The sequence below is a fragment of the Thermodesulfobacteriota bacterium genome, assembly GCA_034189135.1.
Lineage (GTDB): Bacteria > Desulfobacterota > Desulfobacteria > Desulfobacterales > JAUWMJ01 > JAUWMJ01.
Map to the genome: position 1 here is coordinate 1 of JAXHVO010000027.1, position 22,996 is coordinate 22,996.

General features: G+C 44.5%; 19 protein-coding genes and 1 riboswitch. Of the genes, 7 read left to right on the top strand and 12 right to left on the bottom strand.

Features of this window, described 5'->3' with window-relative positions; translation table 11 throughout:
• Window positions 1–338 precede the first annotated feature (338 nt).
• Both SWH54_03730 and SWH54_03735 read left to right on the top strand, forming a co-directional pair.
• Window positions 339–704, top strand: a complete 366-nt coding sequence (locus SWH54_03730; protein MDY6790360.1) for a response regulator — start codon at window positions 339–341, stop codon at window positions 702–704.
• Between the two features lie 35 nt (window positions 705–739).
• Window positions 740–1,858, top strand: coding sequence for a PAS domain-containing sensor histidine kinase (locus SWH54_03735; protein MDY6790361.1), 1,119 nt, complete (start codon window positions 740–742; stop codon window positions 1,856–1,858).
• 37 nt (window positions 1,859–1,895) lie between these two features.
• Here SWH54_03735 and SWH54_03740 read toward each other — a convergent pair whose 3' ends face one another.
• A complete protein-coding gene (locus tag SWH54_03740) occupies window positions 1,896–3,353 on the bottom strand; it encodes a serine/threonine-protein kinase (GenBank protein ID MDY6790362.1) in 1,458 nt (485 codons plus the stop codon).
• 532 nt (window positions 3,354–3,885) lie between these two features.
• Window positions 3,886–3,994: riboswitch (TPP riboswitch) on the top strand.
• Between the two features lie 81 nt (window positions 3,995–4,075).
• On the opposite strand from SWH54_03740, the gene SWH54_03745 reads away from it, so the two are divergent.
• From SWH54_03745 to SWH54_03755, 3 genes are all read left to right on the top strand, one after another.
• Window positions 4,076–4,822 (top strand): ABC transporter ATP-binding protein, encoded by a 747-nt coding sequence (locus tag SWH54_03745; protein ID MDY6790363.1) that lies wholly within the window; start codon window positions 4,076–4,078, stop codon window positions 4,820–4,822.
• On the top strand, window positions 4,809–5,546 hold the full coding sequence (locus SWH54_03750) for an ABC transporter permease (protein ID MDY6790364.1): 738 nt from the start codon (window positions 4,809–4,811) through the stop codon (window positions 5,544–5,546). The genes SWH54_03745 and SWH54_03750 overlap by 14 nt, the downstream gene beginning before the upstream one ends.
• Before the next feature lie 349 nt (window positions 5,547–5,895).
• A complete protein-coding gene (locus SWH54_03755; GenBank protein MDY6790365.1) occupies window positions 5,896–6,840 on the top strand; it encodes an ABC transporter substrate-binding protein in 945 nt (314 codons plus the stop codon).
• 385 nt (window positions 6,841–7,225) lie between these two features.
• Here the strand turns inward: SWH54_03755 and SWH54_03760 are convergent, their stop codons facing one another.
• The 4 genes from SWH54_03760 to SWH54_03775 form a co-directional block, all read right to left on the bottom strand.
• Window positions 7,226–7,768: an HD domain-containing protein gene (locus SWH54_03760; GenBank protein ID MDY6790366.1), complete on the bottom strand. Its 543-nt coding sequence runs from the start codon at window positions 7,766–7,768 to the stop codon at window positions 7,226–7,228.
• Between the two features lie 72 nt (window positions 7,769–7,840).
• Window positions 7,841–8,939 (bottom strand): peptide chain release factor 2 gene (gene prfB, locus SWH54_03765; protein ID MDY6790367.1). Its coding sequence is split into 2 segments (ribosomal slippage): window positions 7,841–8,869 and window positions 8,871–8,939, totalling 1,098 coding nucleotides; the frame shifts between segments, so codons are not numbered across the junction.
• A gap of 20 nt (window positions 8,940–8,959) precedes the next feature.
• Complete coding sequence (gene lnt / locus SWH54_03770; protein MDY6790368.1) at window positions 8,960–10,525, bottom strand: apolipoprotein N-acyltransferase; 1,566 nt, start codon at window positions 10,523–10,525, stop codon at window positions 8,960–8,962.
• A gap of 537 nt (window positions 10,526–11,062) precedes the next feature.
• Window positions 11,063–11,974, bottom strand: coding sequence for a hydroxymethylglutaryl-CoA lyase (locus tag SWH54_03775; protein MDY6790369.1), 912 nt, complete (start codon window positions 11,972–11,974; stop codon window positions 11,063–11,065).
• A gap of 396 nt (window positions 11,975–12,370) precedes the next feature.
• Here SWH54_03775 and SWH54_03780 point away from each other — a divergent pair, with 396 nt between their 5' ends.
• Together SWH54_03780 and SWH54_03785 are read left to right on the top strand one after the other, a co-directional pair.
• Window positions 12,371–13,618 (top strand): glycosyltransferase family 4 protein, encoded by a 1,248-nt coding sequence (locus SWH54_03780; GenBank protein MDY6790370.1) that lies wholly within the window; start codon window positions 12,371–12,373, stop codon window positions 13,616–13,618.
• Window positions 13,599–14,348: a class I SAM-dependent methyltransferase gene (locus SWH54_03785; protein MDY6790371.1), complete on the top strand. Its 750-nt coding sequence runs from the start codon at window positions 13,599–13,601 to the stop codon at window positions 14,346–14,348. The genes SWH54_03780 and SWH54_03785 overlap by 20 nt, the downstream gene beginning before the upstream one ends.
• A gap of 43 nt (window positions 14,349–14,391) precedes the next feature.
• Here SWH54_03785 and SWH54_03790 read toward each other — a convergent pair whose 3' ends face one another.
• From SWH54_03790 to SWH54_03820, 7 genes are all read right to left on the bottom strand, one after another.
• Window positions 14,392–15,594, bottom strand: coding sequence for an aldo/keto reductase (locus tag SWH54_03790; GenBank protein ID MDY6790372.1), 1,203 nt, complete (start codon window positions 15,592–15,594; stop codon window positions 14,392–14,394).
• A gap of 131 nt (window positions 15,595–15,725) precedes the next feature.
• Window positions 15,726–16,814 (bottom strand): aldo/keto reductase, encoded by a 1,089-nt coding sequence (locus tag SWH54_03795; GenBank protein MDY6790373.1) that lies wholly within the window; start codon window positions 16,812–16,814, stop codon window positions 15,726–15,728.
• Between the two features lie 68 nt (window positions 16,815–16,882).
• The gene (locus SWH54_03800) at window positions 16,883–18,790 is read right to left on the bottom strand and encodes a 4Fe-4S binding protein (GenBank protein ID MDY6790374.1); all 1,908 of its coding nucleotides are present in this window, start codon (window positions 18,788–18,790) and stop codon (window positions 16,883–16,885) included.
• Window positions 18,791–18,867: 77 nt separating this feature from the next.
• On the bottom strand, window positions 18,868–19,857 hold the full coding sequence (locus tag SWH54_03805; GenBank protein ID MDY6790375.1) for a DUF362 domain-containing protein: 990 nt from the start codon (window positions 19,855–19,857) through the stop codon (window positions 18,868–18,870).
• Window positions 19,854–20,816, bottom strand: a complete 963-nt coding sequence (locus SWH54_03810; GenBank protein ID MDY6790376.1) for a DUF6599 family protein — start codon at window positions 20,814–20,816, stop codon at window positions 19,854–19,856. Before SWH54_03810 ends, SWH54_03805 begins: the two co-directional genes overlap by 4 nt.
• Before the next feature lie 438 nt (window positions 20,817–21,254).
• Window positions 21,255–21,965, bottom strand: a complete 711-nt coding sequence (locus tag SWH54_03815; GenBank protein MDY6790377.1) for a DNA alkylation repair protein — start codon at window positions 21,963–21,965, stop codon at window positions 21,255–21,257.
• A gap of 270 nt (window positions 21,966–22,235) precedes the next feature.
• The gene (locus tag SWH54_03820; GenBank protein MDY6790378.1) at window positions 22,236–22,886 is read right to left on the bottom strand and encodes a class I SAM-dependent methyltransferase; all 651 of its coding nucleotides are present in this window, start codon (window positions 22,884–22,886) and stop codon (window positions 22,236–22,238) included.
• Window positions 22,887–22,996 lie beyond the last annotated feature (110 nt).

Sequence of the window (22,996 nt, forward strand, 5' to 3'; positions counted from 1 at the left end):
CGAAAGGAATATCAGGCCTAATAAGCTGATTTCAAATCGATCCCTCTTGATATCGTCACTAAATCGTATTATATTAATTAGTTAGAAGCTTTTATAAAATTTTAACCGGACACTAATGACTTAAGTTCTTTCTTAACAATTTCTAATACACTCAAACAGTTTCCTCATTTAAAACGGAACATATTTTTGAGAATTACTATAATCGGTAGATGATCCTGATTATTATATCACCACCTGCTTTTTGTGGCATCATTTTTGCTTATTAAGTTTGTTGTATAAAAAACGAAAAATATTTATGGCAAACAGTATTTAACTTATACCCAAACAGGAGATCCGAAATGAAGAACAGCAAAGAATCCATCTTTGTCGTCGATGATGATCAGGGAATTTTAGATTCTTTTGATGTCATGCTGGGAGACGAATATAATCTGGTTATGATTGACAATGGAACCAAAGCAATAGAACTGCTCGGCAAGGAAATCCCCCGGCTTATATTTCTGGATATTAAAATGCCTGCTCCAAACGGACTGGAGGTTCTAAAAAACATCCGCAAAAAAGCCATTTCTGCAAAGGTAGTCATCGTCACCGCTCTTGTTCAAGATAGCTTTTTTGAAACAGCCAACCGATATGGAATTTACCGCTACCTGAACAAACCGCTTGATGTGGATGAGGTGGAAGATATCGCCCGCAGGGTGCTTCATTAATCTATTTTAAAAACCGAACATAAGGGCAATATCAAATGAATACTTATTTTGCACCTGCCGAAAGAACGGCCGAAAAGGAACTCGCTGTTGAAATTGATTTTGTGAGCAAGAGCCCGGTTGTGTCCGCCCTGCTCCAATCAATCAGTGGCCTGCTGGCCGTACTGGACGACCATCGGCAAATTGTAGCTCTTAATGATTCATTTATACAGATGCTGGGCATCGAGGACCCATCGCAGGCTTTGGGGTTACGGCCGGGTGAGGCGTTACAATGCGTCCACGCCGACGAAGAACCAGGCGGATGCGGCACCACCAAGTTTTGTTCTACTTGTGGTGCCGCCATCGCAATCGTGTCAAGCCTGGGACATGATAAACCTGTTGAAAGAATCTGCGCCCTGTCAGCCAAGAGAGGTGGCAAGACAGTAGATATAGCCCTGCTGGTCAGATCTCACCCAATTACGATTAATAAGAAAAGGTTTCTTTTATTATTTCTTCAGGATATTACGCGACAACAACAAAAAGCGGCACTGGAAAGAACCTTTTTCCATGACATAAACAACATGCTATCCCTGATAGTCGGAACAAGTGAAATGCTTGTAGAAGACCATCCCTCAGAACTAGCAAAAACCATTCATCAGGCTTCTTTGCGTCTACTCAAAGAAGTTGATATTCAACAATGTTTGTCGGAAAACGAATCCTGTAGTTATCAGCCGATATGGAATGAGTTTACCACTGAACAGATTCTTAAAGAGCTTCAATTTTTTTTCGCCCGTCATCCCGTTGCGCATGGAAAACATATTGATATTTCTAAAAGTTATCCAGTTGTCTCAATCAAAACAGATCTATCTTTGCTATTGCGCGTGCTGTGCAACATGATCGTAAATGCCCTGGAAGCCACCGCTAAAAAGGGGGTCGTTAAGGTTTGGCTTGAGCATGAAGACCATTTTCTTTCTTTTTTTGTGTGGAACTCAAAGAAAATACCTCAAAAAATAACCAACAGAATTTTTCAGCGCAATTTTAGCTCAAAAGAACAAGCTGGAAGAGGGATTGGCACGTATTCGATGAAATTGTTTGGGGAAAAGATTCTAGGAGGGAAGGTGAGTTTCACAACATCACAGGAACAGGGTACGGTATTTAAATTTTCTCTTCCCTTATAAAGGATCATGTCGCTGTCATGGAAAAAGGCAGCAGGTTTTATGGAGAAAAGAAATCTTTTAACATATAGAACAACTCATAGGCGATATACAAAATGGCCGGAATGACAATTACAATGACGGCAATGATTATATTAAGGGTTATAAAAGGCTTATTTTTAATGCGCGCCTTAACTTTCGCTTCCTCAGATAGAAGCAGTTGTGAAGCTGACATAATATGAGATCCCGTTTCATTAAAGTTTTCGTTGTTTATCGCTGTCGTTGCTTGCTTTAACAGGCGATGTAACCGTTCTTTGGCGTTGGTTTTGGCATATTTAATGAATTGGGGATCATTAATACGTGAATGTAATGATGATATTTTTTTCTGCAGGCTATCATATTGTTTGTCATCTTTAGCAGCGGTACCGCCATCTTTCTCCGGCGTCTTTTCCGTTGGTTGGGTGTCAGACATTTTGGGTGCCGCACTGTCAGCCATTTCATTGATTTTTAAAAGTTTGCTGACTTTTAACAGTGTGTTTTGTTCCGGAGGGACAGCCTTTTTGGTGACAGGGATATCTATTTCCCTAAACGAATCGGCAGAATCAGACATTCTATTTTGCAGTCTTTCCACGTGGCTGAATATTGCTTTTCCCATTGCTTTACAATCAGTATATCGCTTTTCCTTATCTTTATTCAGCGATTTTGAAAGGATTTTATATGAATCATCAGCCAGGCCGGGTATCTGTTGTTTGAAATTCGGTAACGGACTTTCGCGAATTTTATATATTAAGTCCTCTATGTTTTTGCCCTTAAATGGCAATTTATTGCTAAGAAGGTTAAAAAGTGTCACTCCCAGCGACCAAACATCAGATTTCGGGCCGACATCAGAGGAATATGTCTGTTCCGGTGACATGAAAAAAGGCGTTCCCATAATCATTCCCACCACAGTTTTTTCCATGGCTTGATTTTGTCTGTTATCAAATGCTTTCGCAAGTCCAAGGTCCATGACCTTGACGTTGCCTTCCCGGGAAATCATAATGTTATCGGATTTAATATCGCGGTGGACAATGCCCCTTGCGTGCGCTTCAGCCAATCCCTCGGCCGCCTCTTTTACGATTTCAAAGGCTTGATACTCGGACAGTTTCCCCATGCGTTTAAGACGTTCATTAACAGTTTCTCCATCCACAAATTCCATGATCAGGTAGTTAATTCCGTGTTGTGCTTTAACGTCGAAAACATGGATAAGGTTCTGGTGAATGATTCCGGCAGCAGTTTGTGCTTCGCGAATAAAGCGGTTGGTAAAAGTTGCCCGAGCGTCTGATTCAACTTGCGCTGGTAGCATCATAATTTTAACCGCAACGTCTATATTTAGCCGCAGATGTCGGCCCTTATATATGGCGCCCATATTGCCCTCTTTGAGTTTGGCATATATCAAGACCGGTTCGAGAACTTTATAGTTATCAAAGATGGGGACGTCGGCTAACAAGGGATCCTGAACAAGTGTGTAATTTTTTTTCATGTTCACCAGGGATGTTGCGGTTAACAGTGATTATTTTATACTGGTTTGCATATGCATGAGATAGATATAAATTATTATCGGCTTATGGTGTTTGAAACTTGAGAGTTGAAGGCGGTATCGATTAAAAAGTTTAATTTTTCATATTTTCTCATAAAATAATGAATAAATCAAACAGTTTCGGTGAGAAACCATATAAAGTCGCTGAAGAACAAAGACTTTTAGTTAAAGGCAATCGAACAAAATTAAAGATAAACAGGACCGTGGTTAGACAGTCATTCTTGTTGTAAAAGGATTACCGTAATGCAATCGTTTTTACGGGCAAATGCACTGAGAGCAAAACCATCTTTTTATACCATAGGGCTTTCTTAATAAGATGGTTAATAGTTTAATCAGTTTTAAATCTATGTTTTGGAAAACTACCCGGTAACATGTGATCCGCCTTCGACAAGGTTGGATATTTTATCACCTATATTGACAGCGTAGAATAGCATATTTGTTTGACAAGCCCTTAAGATAGTGTTAGAAATTGGTATCAATGCGCTGGGGGAGCCGGTGAAAACCGGCTGAGAGGAGACTTTTAGTTTCGACCCCTGGAACCTGATCCGGATAATGCCGGCGAAGGAAAGTCGATAAATTCATGACCCTTTTTATCCCACCTCCGCCGTTTTCAAAGCATATCCTTTATATGGTATTTCCAAATCACCTGAATGCGGCCTTTTAACATGCTATCGATTAAAAATTTAAGCAAAAGATTTAACAGCCTTTCCATATTGGAAGATTTCAATTTGACTGTTCCAAAGAATGGATTCACCGTGCTTATCGGCCCATCAGGTTGCGGCAAGAGTACCCTGTTTGATTTACTAACCGGTGTCGTGGAAATAGATAGCGGTGATATCTTCTGGTTTGGTGAGAGGGTGCCTCATCTGAGGGAAACTGCCGCATATATGCAGCAAAAGGATTTGCTTTTGCCATGGTTTTCCCTGATGGATAACGCCCTGTTGCCGGCACGAATTGCGGATATGGATATTGAACAATCGAGAAATAAGGCTCTGGCGCTCTTCGAGCGGCTGGGCATCGGCGGGTTTGAAGACTATATGCCGGGAGAAATATCAGGGGGAATGCGTCAGCGGGGTGCGCTTGTTCGTACGCTTATGTTTGAGCGCGATCTTGTTTTGTTGGATGAGCCTCTTTCAGCTCTGGATGCCATTACCAGGAGAAGTCTCCAATCATTGCTTTTAATGCTCCAGAAGGATTTTAACAAGAGTATTCTGATGAATACCCATGATATTGAAGAAGCGTTATTGCTGGCTGATGAACTGCTGGTGCTTACCTCACCACCCATGCGTATCCGTGAGCAATTTACCTTTGAAGATGAAAAACCGCGGAGTGTCAGCGACCACCGGTTGATTGAAATAAAAGAATACGTTCTCAGCCGGTTACAAAAAGATATGAAAAATGAACCGATCTAGTTTGATTGCATCTTCAGTTGCTTTAGTGATCCTTGCCGTATGGGAATTGTTGTGCCGGAGTTTAAATATACCGGACTTTATTTTACCTGCCCCGGTAAACATCTTGAAAATTGCAATTTTTCGGGCACCGCTTCTTTTACCCCATGCAGGAGTGACAGCGCTCGAAATTCTGGCGGGAATACTGATTTCTCTGGCTGTGGCGGTTCCTCTTTCCATGGTCATGTTTGCATATCCCTCAATAGAAAAGGCGATTGCTCCTTTTCTGGTTGCGTCCCAGGCAATTCCTGTTTTTGCGGTGGCCCCCCTTCTGGTGGTGTGGCTCGGATACGGCATTGCGAGCAAGGTTTTTATGGCTGCGGTGATTATCTTCTTTCCCATTACCGTTAACCTGCTGGAAGGTTTTAAAAGCTGTGATTCGGAGTATCGGGTACTTTTTCAGCTGATGGGGGCACGATTTTTAAAAACCATGCGCCTGCTTTACTGGCCATGGGCCCTGCCCCATTTCTTTGCCGGGCTCAGGGTGGGGGTTTCGGTGGCAACCATCGGTGCAGTGATCGGTGAATGGGTAGGCGCGCAGAAGGGGCTCGGGTATCTGATGATACAGGCGAATGCAAGGTTAAAAGTGGATATGGTCTTTGCCGCAATTCTGTGGCTGTCTGTGATGGGAATGATGCTGTGGATACTTGTCGGCTTTCTGGAAAAAAGGGTTATCAAATGGAAATAATTAGATACCGCCTGAACGAAAACTCCTGTTTTCGGTCATGCACTATCTTGTACCGCAGATTATAGTAGCTGTACACGGCTTGAAACTTGAAATTGGAAAGTAGAAATTTGGGATAGCAGAACCGAGTTTAGAGATGGATGAATACAAACCGGCATAGGCGTTATCAGATATGTTCTGGCACGATTTTTTTAAATATAACAAAAGTTAAAAACTCGGTCCAAAATTGACAATGTTCATCAACGGCAAAAAACATATAGACTGAATTTCCAATTTCAATTTTCTAATTTCAACGTTCTATGAACATTTATCTATTTTGATTATAATTTTTTAAGTTAAGGAGAATAATATAATGAAAAAAGGATGTTTCGTTTCAGTTGTGGTACTTTTTTTATCCCTCTGGGCATTTTCCGCTGTTGCTGCTGAAAAACTCACGGTTATGCTCGACTGGTTTCCCAATGTGGATCATCTTCCGATTTATGTGGCCAGGCAGCAGGGATATTTTTCCGAAAAAGGACTGGAAATCAAAATACTGAGCCCTTCAGACACTTCAGATGCGCTCAAGCTTGCCGCTTCCGGCAGTGTGGATATTGCTGTTTCCTACCAGCCTCAGACCATTATTGCCGCTTCAGAAGGGATAAATATCACTGTCGTTGGTCGCCTGATCGAACACCCTTTGACCACCTTGCTTTTTTTAAAAGGAAAAGGGATAAACAAACCTTCGGATCTGGAAGGCAAAAAGATAGGCTACACGGTTCCGGGTTTAATGGATGTTCTGCTTAAGGCGTTTGCCCGAATCAACGGCATTAAAAACTACACCCCCATAAATGTCGGGTTTACCATAGTACAGTCCTTGGCAGCAGGAAAAGTCGACGCGATTATGGGGCCGTTTAAAACCTATGAAACTGTTGCAATGCGGCACAGGGGATATCAAGCCGGCTATTTTGAGCTGGAACAGTGGGGCATACCGGATTACGATGAACTGATTTTCGTATGCGGCGCAACCGCCTTGAAAGAAAAAGAAAGGGCGATAAAAATATTTTCCACCGCAGTTAACAGGGGTATTGCGTATTCCCGGGCAAATCCTGAAAAAGCGCTTGAGCAATATTTCAAAGCGGTTCCTGAAGCCGACCGAAGGACCGAAACCGAAGCATTTAAACTGACATTGCCGTATTTTTGTTACAGTCAGCAACACGATGTAAGGCGTTGGCAACGATTTGCCGATTTTGCACATAAATACGGTCTGGTGGATCGGCCGGTGGATGTAAAATCAGTGATTAAAGTGTGGGAGAAATGATGCTTTAGCTTTTCTGATCTAACAAATAGTTCAGGGTTCAGGGAGTTTTTCCCAAAGGGCCATTTTGGTAAACTAGTAGCTCTTTAATGATTGTCAGCGGTTCGTCCGGGGAATAGCCCACTCGCCCCGCGTAAGTCTTAACAATATTATCGGGGGACTGACGTGCGGTAGCTATCTCGCTGAGATTAGATTTGAACCAGCCCCAATAGAAAGATTCCCACGGCGGCAGTGATCGTTTCTGCCTGTATGGGCTTAATGCAAAGGATAGGGGGCGGCTTCGAGACATTGTAATCATTTGTTAAGACTTACGCGGGGCGAGTGGGCTATTCCCCGGACGAACAGATTAGAGATTGAAAGACTCCCCGACCCCTCAACTATTTGATTTTCAACTAAAAAGATCTACCCACGATTGGAATCGCAGAACCTTGTCGCGGCCGTATTTTTCAAGACGCTTTAAGATTTTTTCAACCGGTTTTTCTGTTGCTTTTAACTGGCCGTTTTTAGAAAAAAACTTGTCGGCATAACAGATAATCTGTTCTTCTATGGAAACAGGGCACATGTCGCGCTGGGGAAGAGGAAGATGATGAGATATGATTTCTTCTTTGGTAATGCCGAGACCCACGTGTCGTTCACATACCAGGGCATGTTTCGGCAATCGGTTTTTTTCCAGAAGTTCACGGCCCAGATATCCGTGGCAAACATAAGGGTGTTTACCAAAGCAGCCTTTTTTCGGCCAGGCAGTCAGAAAAACACCGATATCATGGAGCATGGCCGCTTCTTTGATAAAATCCCTGTCACACTTGAGGTGAGGTACTTTGTCTGCGGCGTCAAGAGCTTTTTTTGCAACCTGTCGGCCATGATTCACCATGATATCAAACAGCTTTGATCCCGGAGTATAATACTTACTTATAATTTCAATTGGGTCCATGGTTTACGTGTAACCATTCACACTTATTCGGTAAAAAAGGTTGTACAACCTGCCTTCTGTAAACAACCTTGACTATGCTTTTCTCACCAGAAGCGCTTTCTTGATAAAAGGGTCAAGCCCGCCATCGAGGACCTCATTCACGTTCCCTGTCTCGAGGTTTGTCCGGTGATCCTTTACCATCTGATAGGGGTGCATCACATAGGACCGGATCTGGCTTCCCCAGGCGATGTCATCTTTGCTGTTATGTATTTCCTTAAACTTATCATCCTGTTTCTGCTTTTGTTGCTGGTAAAGTCGGGCTTTAAGTACCTTCATTGCCATTTCTTTGTTCCTGTACTGTGATTTTTCCTGCTGGCACTGCACCACAATGCCGGAAGGCATGTGTGTAATTCGGACCGCGCTACTGGTCTTGTTTACATGCTGACCACCGGCTCCGCTTGCCCTGTAGACATCAATACGCAAGTCCGTATCGTCAATCTCTATCTTAATTTCTTTATCCAGCTCCGGATAAACAAAAACAGAGGCAAAGGAGGTGTGACGTTTGCCGCTGGCGTTAAATGGCGAAATACGAACCAGTCGGTGGACACCGGTTTCCGTTTTTAAGTAACCGTACGGATATTCTCCGCTGGCGGTGAAAGTCACGCTTTTGATACCGGCTTCATCACCCGGTTGAAAATCGACCATATTGACTTTAAAGCCTTTTCGCTCCACCCATCTGACATACATTCTAAAGAGCATTTCGGCCCAGTCCTGTGCTTCGGTTCCTCCCGCACCGGCATTTATGGAAACGATGGCATTGTTTTGGTCATCTTTGCCGTTAAGCATGAGATCGAGGGAAAGCTTATTTATTCTTTCATCAATTTCTTCAAGCTTTGCACTGACTTCTTTTCGAGCTTCCTCATCCGACTCTTCCAGTGCCATTTCCAGAAGGAGTTCATTTTCTTCCATATCGTTGGAAAGCGATTTAAAGCTTTCTATTCTTGCGGAAAGGGATGTTCTTTCCTTCAAGATGGCCGTTGTTTCATCCGGGTTGTCCCAAAATCCGTCTTTGCTGATCTGATGTTCAATTTCAGCAAGCCTTTTTTCTTTGCCCCCTATGTCAAAGATAACCTCTTAACTGTTCCAATCGATCGTAAAATTCCTTTATGGTCTGCTTAAGTTCGCTGGACATGGTTATTTTCTCCTGTTGTTTTATTTCTTCCCTGCATTTCGCATAAGGTTTGCCAGTATAACCAGAAGCAGCAGCCCCATGCAGCAGATGGCAAACCAATCTCCAAAGCGGGTATAAAAAGATGTTTCGGTTATCAAGGGAACTGAGTCTGTCCTGACCGCGTCCTGAAACAGTTCGGTCGAATCAGTTACCCTGCCCACCGGGTCGATAAACCCGCTTATGCCTGTATTGGCACTCCTGACAAGGGCTCTTCTGTTTTCCACAGCCCTGAAGACGGCTTTGGAAAAATGCTGATACGGAGCGCCGGTTCTGCCATACCACGCATCATTGGTGATATTTACCAATAATGCCGCCCGATTTTTTGCCATGGCCCGGGAAAGATCCGGAAAAATAATTTCATAACAGATCAGAAAACCGAGTTTGTGTGTGTTCCACTGCAGGGTGTCTCCCTTTTTTCCGGGCCGAAAGTCCCCGACATGCTCCACTATTTTTCCCAGAAACGGAAGCCATCTCTTCAACGGGACGTATTCTCCGAATGGCACCAGATGGGCTTTGTCATATCTGCCATACACGTGACCGGCAGAACTGATCAGATAAGCGCTGTTGTAGTATTCTACCTTATGATTCCGGCGATCATAACACGGACTGCCGATGACAAAGTCTGCTGGGATATCGGCAATTCCCTTTATGATCATCTGAGAAAGCTTTGTGTCTTTTAAAAAATAAAAAGGAGCGGCTGTTTCCGGCCACACCACCAGGTCCGTCTTTTGTCCTTTCGCCGCATGAGATAAATCGATATATTTTTTTATGGTTGCCAGCTGAAATGCCTGATCCCATTTTTCTGACTGTTTTATATTTCCCTGTACAATGGTAACACGCTTTGAGGAAGAGTTCGCCACCAGTCGGTCAATCGATTCGATACGCAGTGCGCCATAGGACCAGACAATAATAAAAATAAATAAAAATAGAGATATAGAAAATAAAGCAAGCTTTATGGTAATTTTTGTATCCTGCCATTTAAGCCCGCTCAAAAATAAAAATCCGATGAAAATGGCCGCATTGGACAGCACAACCAAAAAAGAAACACCATATACTCCAAATATATCGGAAATCTGGAGGATATGCAACTGGTTAAATTGGGAATAGCCGATCAGTTCCCAGGGGAAACCGGATAAAAAAAATGAACGGATATACTCCAGTCCAACCCAAAAAACAGGGAGCATTAAAAATAAAACCGAAGGTTTTACCAGCAGTCGAGAAATGGTTGCTGAGAATACAGCAAAATAGAGTGCAAGATAGGCGGAAAACAGAATGAGAACCATTACAGATAGATGCCAGGGGAGGTGACCATATGTTCTCATCGTATGTATGAGCCAGTATATCAGGGTAAAATAGTGGGTAAGTCCGGTGCAAAAACCAAGCAAGAAACTTTTTTTCCAAGACAGGTCTCTTAAGGATATGAACAGCGGAACAAAGGCAAACCAGGCCAGCCAGCTAAAATTGACATTGGGAAAAGATCCTGTCAGTAACAGGCCGCTGGATATACTTAAGGCTAATTTTATTTTGTCAGATTCTGGTGTTTTCAATTTCGGTCACAGGTTGTATTGGTGAAATGTCGTATACATGCATTCATAAAATACTATTCATTTTTTGCTGACGATTCATGTTGTTCTGCCAAGGATTTTTGGTATGCCTTCCAGCCTGGACACCACGTGGTGTGCCACTGCCAGAGCCTGGCGATTATTGAACCGGGCTTCTTTTCAGCATATTTATGTAATTTACAGACCTCGCAACGAGACTTCATTTTTTTACCTCCTTAAAAATATGTTCGGCCATTTGCAAATACGAAAAGCATTGGCGGTGCACAATTAGGGCTAAACCGGCTGATTGAAAAGACGTATGAGTAAGCGTTAAAAAAAGAGAGCGCTTAAATAGGATTTTCGGCGAGTCGGATAATACCGGTGGAAACTGACTTTTTTGTTATCGCTTACTTATGCCAGAGTTTCAGTCGTTTAGCAACCCAATTGCCAACTGCCTCGAATTTTCCTTACAATCAGTTTGTAAATTTATACTCATAGATTTTGGCGGGCTTGATTTATTACAGCCCCATATCCAAAAATATGTTATGGTGGTTTTTTTTTCATCAGGCGATGCATTTTACCGGGGAACTTCTTGTTAAAAAACGTTTCCAGCTTTTGAGAACAGTTTGCAACCTTTGATATATCTACTCCGGTCTCAATGTTTAACGATTTCATCAGCCAGGCCGTATCTTCCGTGGCGATATTTCCTGCGGCTCCGGGCACAAAAGGACATCCCCCCATGCCCGCCAGAGCGGTATCAAAACGGGCAACCCCACATTCCATTGCAGCCATCACATTCACCAGTCCCAATCCACGGGTATCGTGAAGATGCAACACAACGGGTATTTTATCGACCTCGGGCAGCAATTTTTTAATAAGGCCTTTAATTGAAAATGGATTTGCCATACCGGTGGTATCGGAGATGGCAAGGGTGTGAATTCCCGTTTCCAGGAAATCCCTGGCAATTTTAACCACATGTTCTTCAGAAATCTTGCCTTCATAAGCGCAGCCGAATGCACACTGAATACCTGCGCGTATCTTCATCTTGTATTTTTGTGCAAGCCGAATCATGTCTTTTCCCTTTTCCAGGGCAGTTTCAAATGGCATGCCGGCATTTTTCCGGCTGTGGGTGTCGCTGGCAGATATTGAAATTTCTATATGCTGCAAACCGGAAAGCTGAGCGCGTTCAATTCCTTTCTCGTTTAGCACCAGCGCCCAGTAGCGCACGTCTTTTATGCTGGGAAGGCTCTTTAATAAATCTTCGGCATCTGCCAGCTGAGGGACCACTTGTGGATGAACAAAAGAGGTCACCTGGATATCTTTGAAACCGGCATCCACGAGACCGGAAATGATTTCATCCTTGAGATGGGTGGGAACTATTTTTTTTTCAAACTGGAAACCGTCTCTTGGCCCCACTTCAATCAGTGTTATTTTGTCCGGAAGATTTAAAATCATTAGAAAATGTCCGCATAATAATCTTTTTCAGATTTCGGCTTTTATTGATATACAACTGGGTTAAGATTTTATCAACTCTCAACTTTGATGATGTCGTAAAAAGCTCAAATAAGACACTTTGTGGCACTGTAAACTATAACAAATTATCAATCATATCGAAAGGCTATGATTTGGTTGTTTGAATATTGCTTGAACATCGAGTGATAAAATCGTTGAACCTATGCTGAGGAATCGAGGTGCTCTACCCGTCATAAATTGGCAGAATGTCTTATTCAAAATTCAGCGTTGAAGGTTCGATGTTGGACGTTCATCGCTTTTTAACAGTTCAACACATTCGATTGTTTTGCAAAAAGTCCTTGACCATTTCAACCCGCTGCCTGTAATCAAATCTCACTTATGGAAAAACATGCCCCCTTGAGAATTTGCCTGTTAAGTTACAGAAGCAATCCTCACAGCGGGGGTCAGGGCGTCTATGTTAAAAATCTCAGCAGAGCGCTGAAAGACCTGGGCCATTTGGTTGAAGTGATTTCCGGCCCTCCTGACCCGCAGCTTGACAAGGACATTCCTGTCTTCAGATTGCCATGTCTCGATCTTTACGACCCAAAAGACCCCTTCAGGACCCCCACCTTAAAGGAGCTTTCCAATCCCATAAATCTCATCGAATGGATTGGGGTTTCCACCATGGGGTTTCCTGAGCCGTTTACCTTTGGGCTCAGGGCATATCTTTTTTTAAGAAATAAATATCATCAATACCATATCATCCATGATAACCAGAGCCTTTCTTATGGAGTATGGGCAATCAGCAAATTGGTTCCCACCATTGCCACCATTCATCACCCCATCACCGTCGATCGAAATATTGAGATTAAAGCCGCTTCATCGTTGTGGAATAAATTGAAACAGATGCGATGGTATTCGTTTATCGGAATGCAAAAACAGGTGGCCGGTCGACTGTCGCGAATCATCACGGTATCCAAATCGGCAAAAGTGGATATCAGCAACAATTTTAAAATCCTTCCGACCAGATTCAATATTGTTCCCAATGGCATTGATACCAACCTTTTTTTCCCCATGCCGGGGGTGACCAGGGGAAAAAACCGCATCATTGTCACCAACAGTGCGGATACACCCTTAAAAGGGCTTAGCTACCTTATGCGGGCGGTGGCTGAAATAGCAAAAAATCGTAAAGTCAGGCTGGTTGTGATCGGAACTCCCAAAAAAAGAAGCGGCATAGTAAAACTGATTAGAGAGCTTAATATCGGAAGTTCAGTGACATTTACCGGCCGAATCGATCATCAGAGCTTTGTGGAACAATATGCCAAGGCCGCTCTGGCAGTGGTGCCTTCCGTTTATGAAGGGTTTGGCCTTCCTGCGGGTGAAGCCATGGCATGCGCCGTTCCGGTGATCAGCACAACCGGTGGTGCGTTGCCTGAAGTAGTGGGTGATGCAGGAATCGTGGTTCCTCCTGCCGACGCTGACGCACTTGCCAAAGCCATCATAAAAATCCTGGATAACCCTGACATGGCTCAGCATATGGCCGCAGCCGGCTATAGAAGGGTGCAGCAACATTTTACCTGGAAAAGGGCGGCTGAGAAAACGGTGGAAGCATACCAGGAGGCGATCAATGATTACCGTAGATTTTAGCAGGCTTTCCATCAAGCCTGGCTTTCGCATCCTCGATATAGGTTGCGGGTCAGGCCGGCATATCTGTGCCGCATACCGGTTCAAGGATATCGTCGCTGTGGGTGCCGATCTTAACTTCAGTGACCTTTGCGAGGCAAAAGAAAGGTTGAAAACTCACCACCAGCTGGGAGAACACGGCGGGGGCGTATGGAGCCTTTCAGCTGCGGATGTAAGAAGGCTTCCGTTTAAGGATAATTATTTTGATCTGGTGATCTGTTCTGAGGTGATGGAGCATATCCCGGAGCATGAAGCCGCTGCAAGCGAGGTCATCCGGGTATTAAAACCCGGTTTTAATCTTGTGATCAGCGTTCCCAGATACTGGCCCGAGCGCATATGCTGGTTTCTTTCCGATGAATATCATCAGGTAAACCAGGGGCATGTCCGTATATACAAAAAAAAAGACCTTGTAATCCTGTTTGAAAACTTCGGCGTTAAAAAATGGGCCGGCCATTTTGCCCACAGCCTCCATACACCTTACTGGTGGCTGAAATGCCTGGTCGGCCCGACCCGGAAGGATTGCCTGCCGGTGAATCTATATCACCGGTTTTTGACCTGGGATATCATGAAAAAACCCCGGATTACTCGATTTGCCGATTACCTGCTCAACCCGATACTGGGGAAAAGTGTGGTGCTATATTTTAAAAAGACTTTTGAGCCAATTTCAAAACGTCTCAATATGCCCAACCTTTGAGTCAGACTCGGATCCCCTATCATCAGACCGCGGCCCTGGATTTTCATGACAGTACGTTAACCGCTTCTCTCATCAACTTGCCGATAGCCATCTTTTGAGGACACCTTTTCTCTGCCAAGGAATAGTCTATATTTTCCATTTGGAGCCGGACATTTTCCGGAATTGTTTTAAATTGAGCAGTGGCGTAATCGAATTCACCATAGCTGCGGAAATACATGAGATACCGCATCACATCACCGATGGGCACATTCATTGCAACATTGGATTCACAAATCTGGGTACAACCGGCGCAATAGTCTGAATGCGTTTCCCCAGCATAGCGGTGTAATAAATCAGTGTCTTTTACAGAGAGGTCGGTCCTGTTCAATGCAGCGGCTACATTGGCCTTAAGAATTGTCATGTTCGGCATCTGAGAACATATGCTGGAAATATTCGGATTTTGCCAAACGGCCATTAATTTGGCTTGGGCATCGGTAAATCCTTTTTGCAAAAATCGACCGGCCATTTTGAGTTCGGTAGCTGTATTTGTTTTAACCGATCCTCCGCCCTGTGTTTTCATGGCGGTTAATCCGATGCCCGCTTTTACACAGGCCTTTACCGCTCGCTTCATGCGGTCGGTATGCATCAAACGAAAATTGTAAGTCATCATAATGCCGTCGATCCAGCCAAGCTTGGCAGCCTCCAGCATGCAGGTTTCCATATTGCGGTGGGTACTGAAGCCGAAAAAACGGATTTTTCCCTCCGCCTTGGCCTTTTCCGCCCAGATTTTGGTGCGTTCATCCAATTCACCAATATCGCTGATTCCATGAACAAAATAAAGATCAATATAGTTGGTATTCATTCTTTTAATGGATCGATCAAGGAGCCGGGTCATGCCTCTGGGATTCCGGGCATCGGATTTGGTCACCAGAAAAATCGTATTGCGATCTTCGGGATATTTTTTAAAATATTTTCCAATGCCCGTTTCGCTGCCGCGCTGATAGCAATCTGCTGTATCCCAGTAGGTTACCCCCCAACGCACGGCCTGTTTCATCATTATCTGGTTAGAAGCGATGTCGAACATTCCGCCCAGTGAAAGTATTGAAATTTTTGCTCCGGTTTTGCCGAAGGACCGGACAGGGACCTTTTTATGGGTTTCGGTTGCGTTTGCAATTTGACCGACCGGTACCATGACCGCTCCCAATCCAGCACTACCGGTAGCCTTTAAGAAATCCCTGCGAGACCATCTTCCATCATGTGGGTTCATTTTATATCCTCCGATATTTTCTATTTTTTTTAACATTTCACTTTAATCCTTGAATCTTTTTAGGCTCAACAATTCTTTGGGAAAAGATTGTAGAATAATAAATGGCTAATGGCTGAATTAAAGTTGTGTTTTCATGAAAATACATCTATCGCTTCTTTCATCAACTTGCCGATAGCCATATTTTGAGGGCACCTTTTCTCTGCCAAGGAATAATCCATATGGGTGATTTCCTTGCGGACATTCACAGGTATTTTTTGAAATCTTGTTTTTGCCCGCTGATGGTTTCCATAGCTGCGGGCATACATGAGACAGCGCATCACGTCACTGACCGGGACATCACCTTGAATAGAAGGTTCACAGATGTCGGCGCAGCCGGCACAATACTGTGAACGCGTTTCTTGTGCATATTGTCGAAGAAGCCCCATATCCCAAAGGGAAAGTTTTGTTTTATCCACTGCAGCGGCAACGTTTGACATCAAAATGGTCATATTGGGCATTTCCGAGCATATGCTGCTGATATAAGGATTGTCCCAGACGGCTTTAAGTTTGGCCTGGGCACAGGCCTCCACCGCTCGTTTCATTTCATCGGTGTGCATCATTCGATAATTATAACTCATCATAATGCCGTCAATCCAGCCCAGTTTGGAAGCATGTAACATGCACGCTTCCATGTTTCTGTGAGTACTGAAACCAAAAAACCGGATTTTGCCCTGGGCTTTCTTTTTGTCAGCCCATACCTTGGTTTTATCATCCAGATCACTGATGTGACTCACCGAATGTATAAAAAAAAGGTCAATATAATCGGTTTTCATGCGTTCAAGAGATAGGTCAAGGTCCTGGCTCATTCCTTTAAGGGTCCATGCGTGGGATTTGGTTACCAAAAATATCCGTTTCCGGCTTTCCGGGTATTTTTGCAGATATTTGCCGATACCCTTCTCGCTCTTGCCACCCATGTAAGAATTGGCCGTATCCCAATAGGTGACCCCCCATTTGAAGGCCTGTCTGAGCACCAACAGACTCATGGATGTGTCCAGGCTCCCTCCATAAGACAGTATAGAAACATCTGCTCCAGTTTTTCCGAACGGACGAGTTGGTATTGTTTTTGGCCCTTTGGAAGCTCCTGCAAAAGGGGGGATAGCTGCAAAGATTGAACCCAAACCCGCTGCACCGGCAGCTTTCAAAAAATTTCGTCGGGTGTGGCTGTGTTTTATTGCTGACATACAAAACTCTCCATTTTTAAGCTAGACGCTAATATTTAGGCTGTTGAAAGAAAATTACCCCCAAAATATCATGACTGTTTAACAAGCAATACGTGTTCGGGATTTCTCGATTCATTGTCTGCCGTTACCCGGATCGCACGCTTTCCCGGAACCGGGCACTCGTGTTCGCAGATGCCGCAACCGATGCAGTGTTTGGGATCGACATAGGGTTGCTGAAGCCGTATCTGAATTTCAAGGCGACTTCCCGGTGGCGGTGGTGATTCAAAGGGCAATCCGTCGGCAACTCTCAAGCCCCTTTCCCAGGTGCTGACGATTCTCCGCCGACGAGGACTCGAGGACGATGGAACCACCGCAAAATAATCACCCGTAGCAAATTGATTCATGCTGGACACGGTGCCTTGAAACTCGATATAATATGCATCGGCCTTTGCGACAGTTAGCCTGGAACCCTTATCAACCGTGTTGAAAACTTCGCGGGTTCGAATGGCCTTGGGACTCACCGGGCAATTCTCCTGGCACACAATACAGGGCCTGTCCATTGCCCAGGGCAGACAACGACCCCGGTCGACAAAGGCGGTTCCAATTTTAATTGGTCCCTGTTCGGCATAGCTGTTTTTTCCCAGTCTTTCATCAAGGCTGATGGGCCGTATCGCTGCTGTGGGGCAAAGATTCCCACAGGCAATACAATTAAACTGACAACCGCTGGTTCCGATACGGAAATTGAGAACCGGGGCCCACAAACCTTCAAGACCGCCCTGCACACCCGCCGGCTGGATCACATTGGTCGGGCAAATGCGCATGCACTGGCCGCACTTGATGCAGCGGGATAGGAACTCTTTTTCCGGTAGGGCACCGGGAGGACGCACCAAACCCGGGTTCCAATTTCCAGCAAGATGGCCGCTCACCCGCAGCATGGGAATGGCTGCAGCTCCGGAAACTGCCGAGACCAAAAATTGCCTGCGAGACAGATCCGGTGCGAGAATTTCACCCGAAGCGGAAGGAACGATCTGATACGTCATTAAATGGTTGCGGCACTCGTTCAAACAGTTCATGCACAGGACGCATTCGCTGATTCGAATTTGCGAGGTTGGTGAGCACGCCCCTTCACAATTCTTTTCACAGAGTTGACAATCGGCACATTCATTTTTTGTTTTACCCATTCGCCAGAGGGTGACACGACTCAATATACCGAGCATTGCCCCCGTCGGACATATGAAACGGCAAAAAAAGCGCGGTACCACTATATTTAGCAATACCGCTGACAAGAATATACCTGCAATCAGCCAGGTACCGGTGTAGGCACGTGGACGGGTTGAAATGGATATAGAAGTGTGATCCACAAGTGGCAGGAGAATCAGGTTGATGGAGCGGTACACCAACGGAATTGGATCCAGCAGTCCGATTTGAAGCGCGGCCTGCGAAGTTTGATAGCCGTTATAGAGGGCGCTTAACAACAGCCAGACCGCAAGGATGATCAAAAATACAAGGGCCATTTTTTTTGCATTCGCTCGAGTTTGGCGCATGGCATTGAAGATCATCCAGGTCAATATGGCCAATAACAGGATCCCGAAAAGCAACCGGTTGGTTTCGGGTAAAAGAATGAGATCAACTGCCAATTCAAGGGCCGAAACCGTCAAAAGAAAAATCAGAATCCAATATTTGATCGATTGTCCGGGATGGTATCGATTGAGTTTTATTTTTTCGGGAATCGGTCTGTTGCGTTTGGCCAGAAAACCAACAAACTGGTGAATGGAACCAAACGGGCATATCCAGCCGCAAAAAAATCTTCCCAGAATGATGGTAAACACGATCGTTACCAGTCCCCATAATAGGCCGGCATATACCGTTTTGGTGCTCAACAGGGTCGCCAATCCCACCAACGGATCCAGCTGAATCAACCAGTTTACCGGCCAGCCGCGCAACTGCCACCATTGGTCCCCAAGGGTAGTGACCACACAAAACCATAAAAGCAGCATAAAAAAGAATCCCTGACAGATTCGTCGGGTGGTTACAATATTCATGATTTTTTTTAATGGTGCGCCAAAGAAGTTTTTTAAATGGATGCCATTGCAGGATTCAATTTGTGATAATCTGCGATTCCAATTCCAGCGGCTTCCGCTTTTTTAATGAACGGAAGGTCGTCCAAGGATCTTCCGAGTAAGGATGCACCAATTGCATCGGCAGCGACCTGATCCGTACTGACGATCATCGTATTGGTATTTTTAAGGTCTGAAAGAGAACCTCCGGTGGGACCGTTGGTCATCATACTCGTGGTCGCGTCCAATATCACCACAGACGGCTTGACCATCATGGCCAGCTCCATGATAATGTTGTGTATATCCTGGTGAAAGATATTCCGCCGTCCCCCCAGAAGTCCATACCAGTTTTTCATGACCATGGATGCACCGCTTCGATGGTGATCTTTAAGCGGCGCCATACCGATCACTTTGGTGATGTTCACAAAGGGTTTGTAAAGAACCGGCCAATTGCGGATCAATTTTGCATCTTTAACCGTTACCGGGCTGAACAATTCATCGCGCGGCAATAACACCCGGGCACCGGCACTTCGGGCGGCGTCGGCAATGCCTGTCAGGCCAAAACAGCTGACAGGATCATTAATGGGGTTATCCGTTACCACCACGGATGCAGCGCCGGCCCGAAAACAAAGCCGAGTCATTTCGCTAATAATCGCAGGATTCGTCGTGGCCGACAGCATGGCCGGAGTTGCAAAGGCCGCATTGACTTTGAGCAGCACCCGATCTCCTTTTTTTATAAAGGTTTCAATTCCACCCAGAGATTTTACAGCCATCCGTAGTGTGGCAACTCTGTCCTCTCCGCGGACAATACTCATTTTTTGTCCCACAGCAGAAATAGAAAAATCCGGCAGGATCAGTTGTGATTGATCCTTTTTACGAGAGGGACCCCGGGAGTCATGAAACCAGAAACCCGCGGCACAGGCAGCAGTTATGGAAATCCCTGCTTTGGTTAATCGACCCAGAAACTCGCGCCGGTTCAATCCGTTTATGTCCGGATTGAGGTTCATCGCCCATCCCCCCTTATTCGATGATATAAACGCGTAGCCAGCATTTTCGCCTGTTCAATGGTTGCCGCTTCCCGAATACCTGCCAAATAGGAACCATTAGAAAAAACTATTTCATAGGTGTCCAAAATTTCGATCAATCGCGCATCCTTTATCGATAGCTGGGCTTTTATCTTTTGTCCCCCATAGGCCAATAAAAAAGAGGCATATGCCGAAGTCAATTCTTTTGCCTCCACCGGTGTGTTGCGAAGAGAAAGATAGGCCACAAGCCTGTGGTTATTGAGCTCATATTCGGCTGTGTAAATTTTATCGAATCCATCATAACCAAAAGCATCCGAAGAGATTAGGGTCACACTGTTCTTAACCAAATTATTTTCGGGGAATAAATCCGTCTCATTGACAGTGGCTGCTTCCACAGGCGTGTTACGCATGAATGTTTCGGCCATCAATTTTATAGACCGGGGCAACTGTCCGGATATTTTGGAGGCGATGATTTCGATATAATAATGGCCATGAACAAGAAAAAGAGCATTGAGTGTCCGGTAGGCATATGGTGTCAAATCGAGCGACTCTGCATCTTGCCGGCGTTGGGCGCTAAAAACCGAAAAAGCATTCTGGCCGGTGTCCATGTCATAAACAAAGGCTTCCATCCACAGGTCGGCGGTACGGTCATCCTTAAAGCGCTGACTAACCAAACGGGTAAAACCGGCGGATAGGTACAATTCTGCTTTACCGTTTATTTTATCTGAAAGATTATGGACATCAAATGTCTCTATTGATGTCAAGGGGTGGATGCCTTCTGGCAGGGGGACAAAGGATGCATGCGGAAACAATTGAGAGGATGTTTTGTCTTTGTTTGGCTCGGGTAAAAGCGCATTTTTTTGCAATACCCCGGGGTTGAATTGCGATTGAGTCATCAATATGCCGACCCCGATAAGCACGAGAATGGATAAAATAACCATACTAAAAAACGTTTGCTGCCGACTGTGTTTTTTATTCTCCCGAATCACTGAATCCTCAAACTTTGACTATAATTTTTACAAATACACCTAATGAAGCAATGGGGCGTTAGAATAGCATAAGATCCGGCTGCCAGTGAGAGAAGTCTTTCTGGGATATCAATAAAGGGTGTATGACTAAAATCTGATTGATAGCTTAGCATAATGCGAAAACCCACCAAGTGTCAATTGGCAAATGGATTTTAGGCCTTTTACTAGAAAGTTTTATGACAGCCTTCGTTGAACTTCTGAGTACATTCCAGTCAAAAGAGATGACAGGTAGATGCTGTGTGTCAATAATCATGTGGCAAAAGGTTGTTATATGGTATTGCATGCGGGATATAAATCCATGGAGCCCTTGTTTCATGTACCCGAGGCATTCTTCAGGCGCAAGAATCGTTATTAAATCTTGCCTCTCAAATATCGCTGTCGTTTTGATTCGGGAAATTTTTCAATGGCATAGCGCAACATGGTCCGCGGCATGGTTTTATAATGGTTTTTTAAAAAATTTTCTTCCACGCTCATATCTCGTTTTCCCACTTCGCGAAGCATCCAGCCAACCGCTTTATGGATGAGATCTTCTATATCTGATAATAATATTTTTCCAATCTTCAATGTATCAGAAAACTGGTTGCGCTTGATAAAGAAAAACGTGGATATAATCGATATTCGCCGTTCCCATAAATTTTCAGATTTTGCCAGGTCGTAAAGCGGCTTTTTGCCTTTATCGAAAAGAAAGGCTCCCACAATATGTCCGGCTGAGCAGTCCACCAGATCCCAGTTGTTTATCGATTTGGTATTTTTTAAGTAAAGTTCATATATTCTTTTCTTCTCAGCCGAATCTCCCATTGAATATCGTTGTATGAGCACAAAAAGGGAGAGTAATCTTTCCTCATGAATGGGAGATCCAAGCAGAAGTTTGATTTCCTGAAATGGTAGGGCGTAATATTCCTTGGCCAGCTTTCTTAACTTCGGAACGGGTACCCCGATAAAAGCGTCTCCTTCTCCATATTCACCCGGCCCGGTCTTAAAAAAGCGCTGATGTATTTTTGCCTTTTCTTTGTTTCCGAGGCGCTTTAACTTGTTTTGTATGTCTTTCAGCGATTGGGTCATATAGGTTTATCCTTAGTGATAAAATATGGGTGGTGTCCATAGCTCGTTGTCAGTGGTCATTTGTATTTTTCCCAAATATTCAAGTTTTACGACCCTGATTTCCATCGATGTCAAGCGGTAAGGGATAAAAATAACATTATTAGGATTTATTTGCATCTGACTGAATCAACTGTTTTCTTCGTCCTTATACCACGGACAGCTGACCACTATCAACGGACATAACCAAAAGAAATATATCCTGATTATCCGGTTACTCCTGTCTATAATGAACTACTGTTTTGACAGATTATGCGGAATATGTTCGCTGCCGAGTCGTTTGAGAACGCCCAGGGTTTTAGTCATGGGAAGTTCATGGAAAAGACCGGAGGCAATGGCGAGCTTATAAATACGATAAGGGGCCTGACCGCCCTTGGCAGGGTCTTTAAAGATATCGTGGATAAGAAGATAGCCATCGGGAATGAGGTGGCCGGCCCAGGAATTGTAATCGGTAAATGCGGTTTCATAAGTATGGCCGCCGTCTATAAAAACAAGACTGAGTGGCGTCGTCCACTGCCGCGCAGCCACTTCCGATTTGCAGACTATGGGAACCACCGTATCTTCGAGATTGGTAGTGGTGATGGTTTTCCTAAAATTTTTAAAAGTATCCACGCAGCCGATCCGTGCATCAAAAAGTTCCGGGTCAAAATATTCCTGGCCGGGCTGCTGTTCTTCGGATCCACGATGATGGTCGATTGAAAAGAGTATGCTGCCGGATTTCCTACAGGCAGTCCCCAGATAAACTGTGGATTTGCCGCAATAGCTTCCTATTTCCAGGCAGGGTCCCAGTTTTCCGGCCTCAAGGGCAATTTCATACAGACGGCGGCCCTCATCTTCGTCAAGAAAGCCCTTGATTTTATTTAGTATATCTTGGTCAGGTAGCAATTTGTATCGTCCGATTTAGACGGTTTCGTAATCCGCCTCAGATCAAATTTCCCCGCTAAAAAGCACCGGAATAAAAAGGCGTGTAAATTTTGTAATCATGAGGCGTACTA

Coding starts and splice junctions, on each gene's coding strand:
- SWH54_03730 (MDY6790360.1), top strand. CDS start 339: ATGAAGAACAGCAAAGAATCCATCTTTGTCGTCGATGATGATCAGGGA.
- SWH54_03735 (MDY6790361.1), top strand. CDS start 740: ATGAATACTTATTTTGCACCTGCCGAAAGAACGGCCGAAAAGGAACTC.
- SWH54_03740 (MDY6790362.1), bottom strand. CDS start 3,353: ATGAAAAAAAATTACACACTTGTTCAGGATCCCTTGTTAGCCGACGTC.
- SWH54_03745 (MDY6790363.1), top strand. CDS start 4,076: ATGCTATCGATTAAAAATTTAAGCAAAAGATTTAACAGCCTTTCCATA.
- SWH54_03750 (MDY6790364.1), top strand. CDS start 4,809: ATGAACCGATCTAGTTTGATTGCATCTTCAGTTGCTTTAGTGATCCTT.
- SWH54_03755 (MDY6790365.1), top strand. CDS start 5,896: ATGAAAAAAGGATGTTTCGTTTCAGTTGTGGTACTTTTTTTATCCCTC.
- SWH54_03760 (MDY6790366.1), bottom strand. CDS start 7,768: ATGGACCCAATTGAAATTATAAGTAAGTATTATACTCCGGGATCAAAG.
- SWH54_03775 (MDY6790369.1), bottom strand. CDS start 11,974: ATGATTTTAAATCTTCCGGACAAAATAACACTGATTGAAGTGGGGCCA.
- SWH54_03780 (MDY6790370.1), top strand. CDS start 12,371: ATGGAAAAACATGCCCCCTTGAGAATTTGCCTGTTAAGTTACAGAAGC.
- SWH54_03785 (MDY6790371.1), top strand. CDS start 13,599: ATGATTACCGTAGATTTTAGCAGGCTTTCCATCAAGCCTGGCTTTCGC.
- SWH54_03790 (MDY6790372.1), bottom strand. CDS start 15,594: ATGAACCCACATGATGGAAGATGGTCTCGCAGGGATTTCTTAAAGGCT.
- SWH54_03795 (MDY6790373.1), bottom strand. CDS start 16,814: ATGTCAGCAATAAAACACAGCCACACCCGACGAAATTTTTTGAAAGCT.
- SWH54_03800 (MDY6790374.1), bottom strand. CDS start 18,790: ATGCTGCTTTTATGGTTTTGTGTGGTCACTACCCTTGGGGACCAATGG.
- SWH54_03805 (MDY6790375.1), bottom strand. CDS start 19,857: ATGAACCTCAATCCGGACATAAACGGATTGAACCGGCGCGAGTTTCTG.
- SWH54_03810 (MDY6790376.1), bottom strand. CDS start 20,816: ATGGTTATTTTATCCATTCTCGTGCTTATCGGGGTCGGCATATTGATG.
- SWH54_03815 (MDY6790377.1), bottom strand. CDS start 21,965: ATGACCCAATCGCTGAAAGACATACAAAACAAGTTAAAGCGCCTCGGA.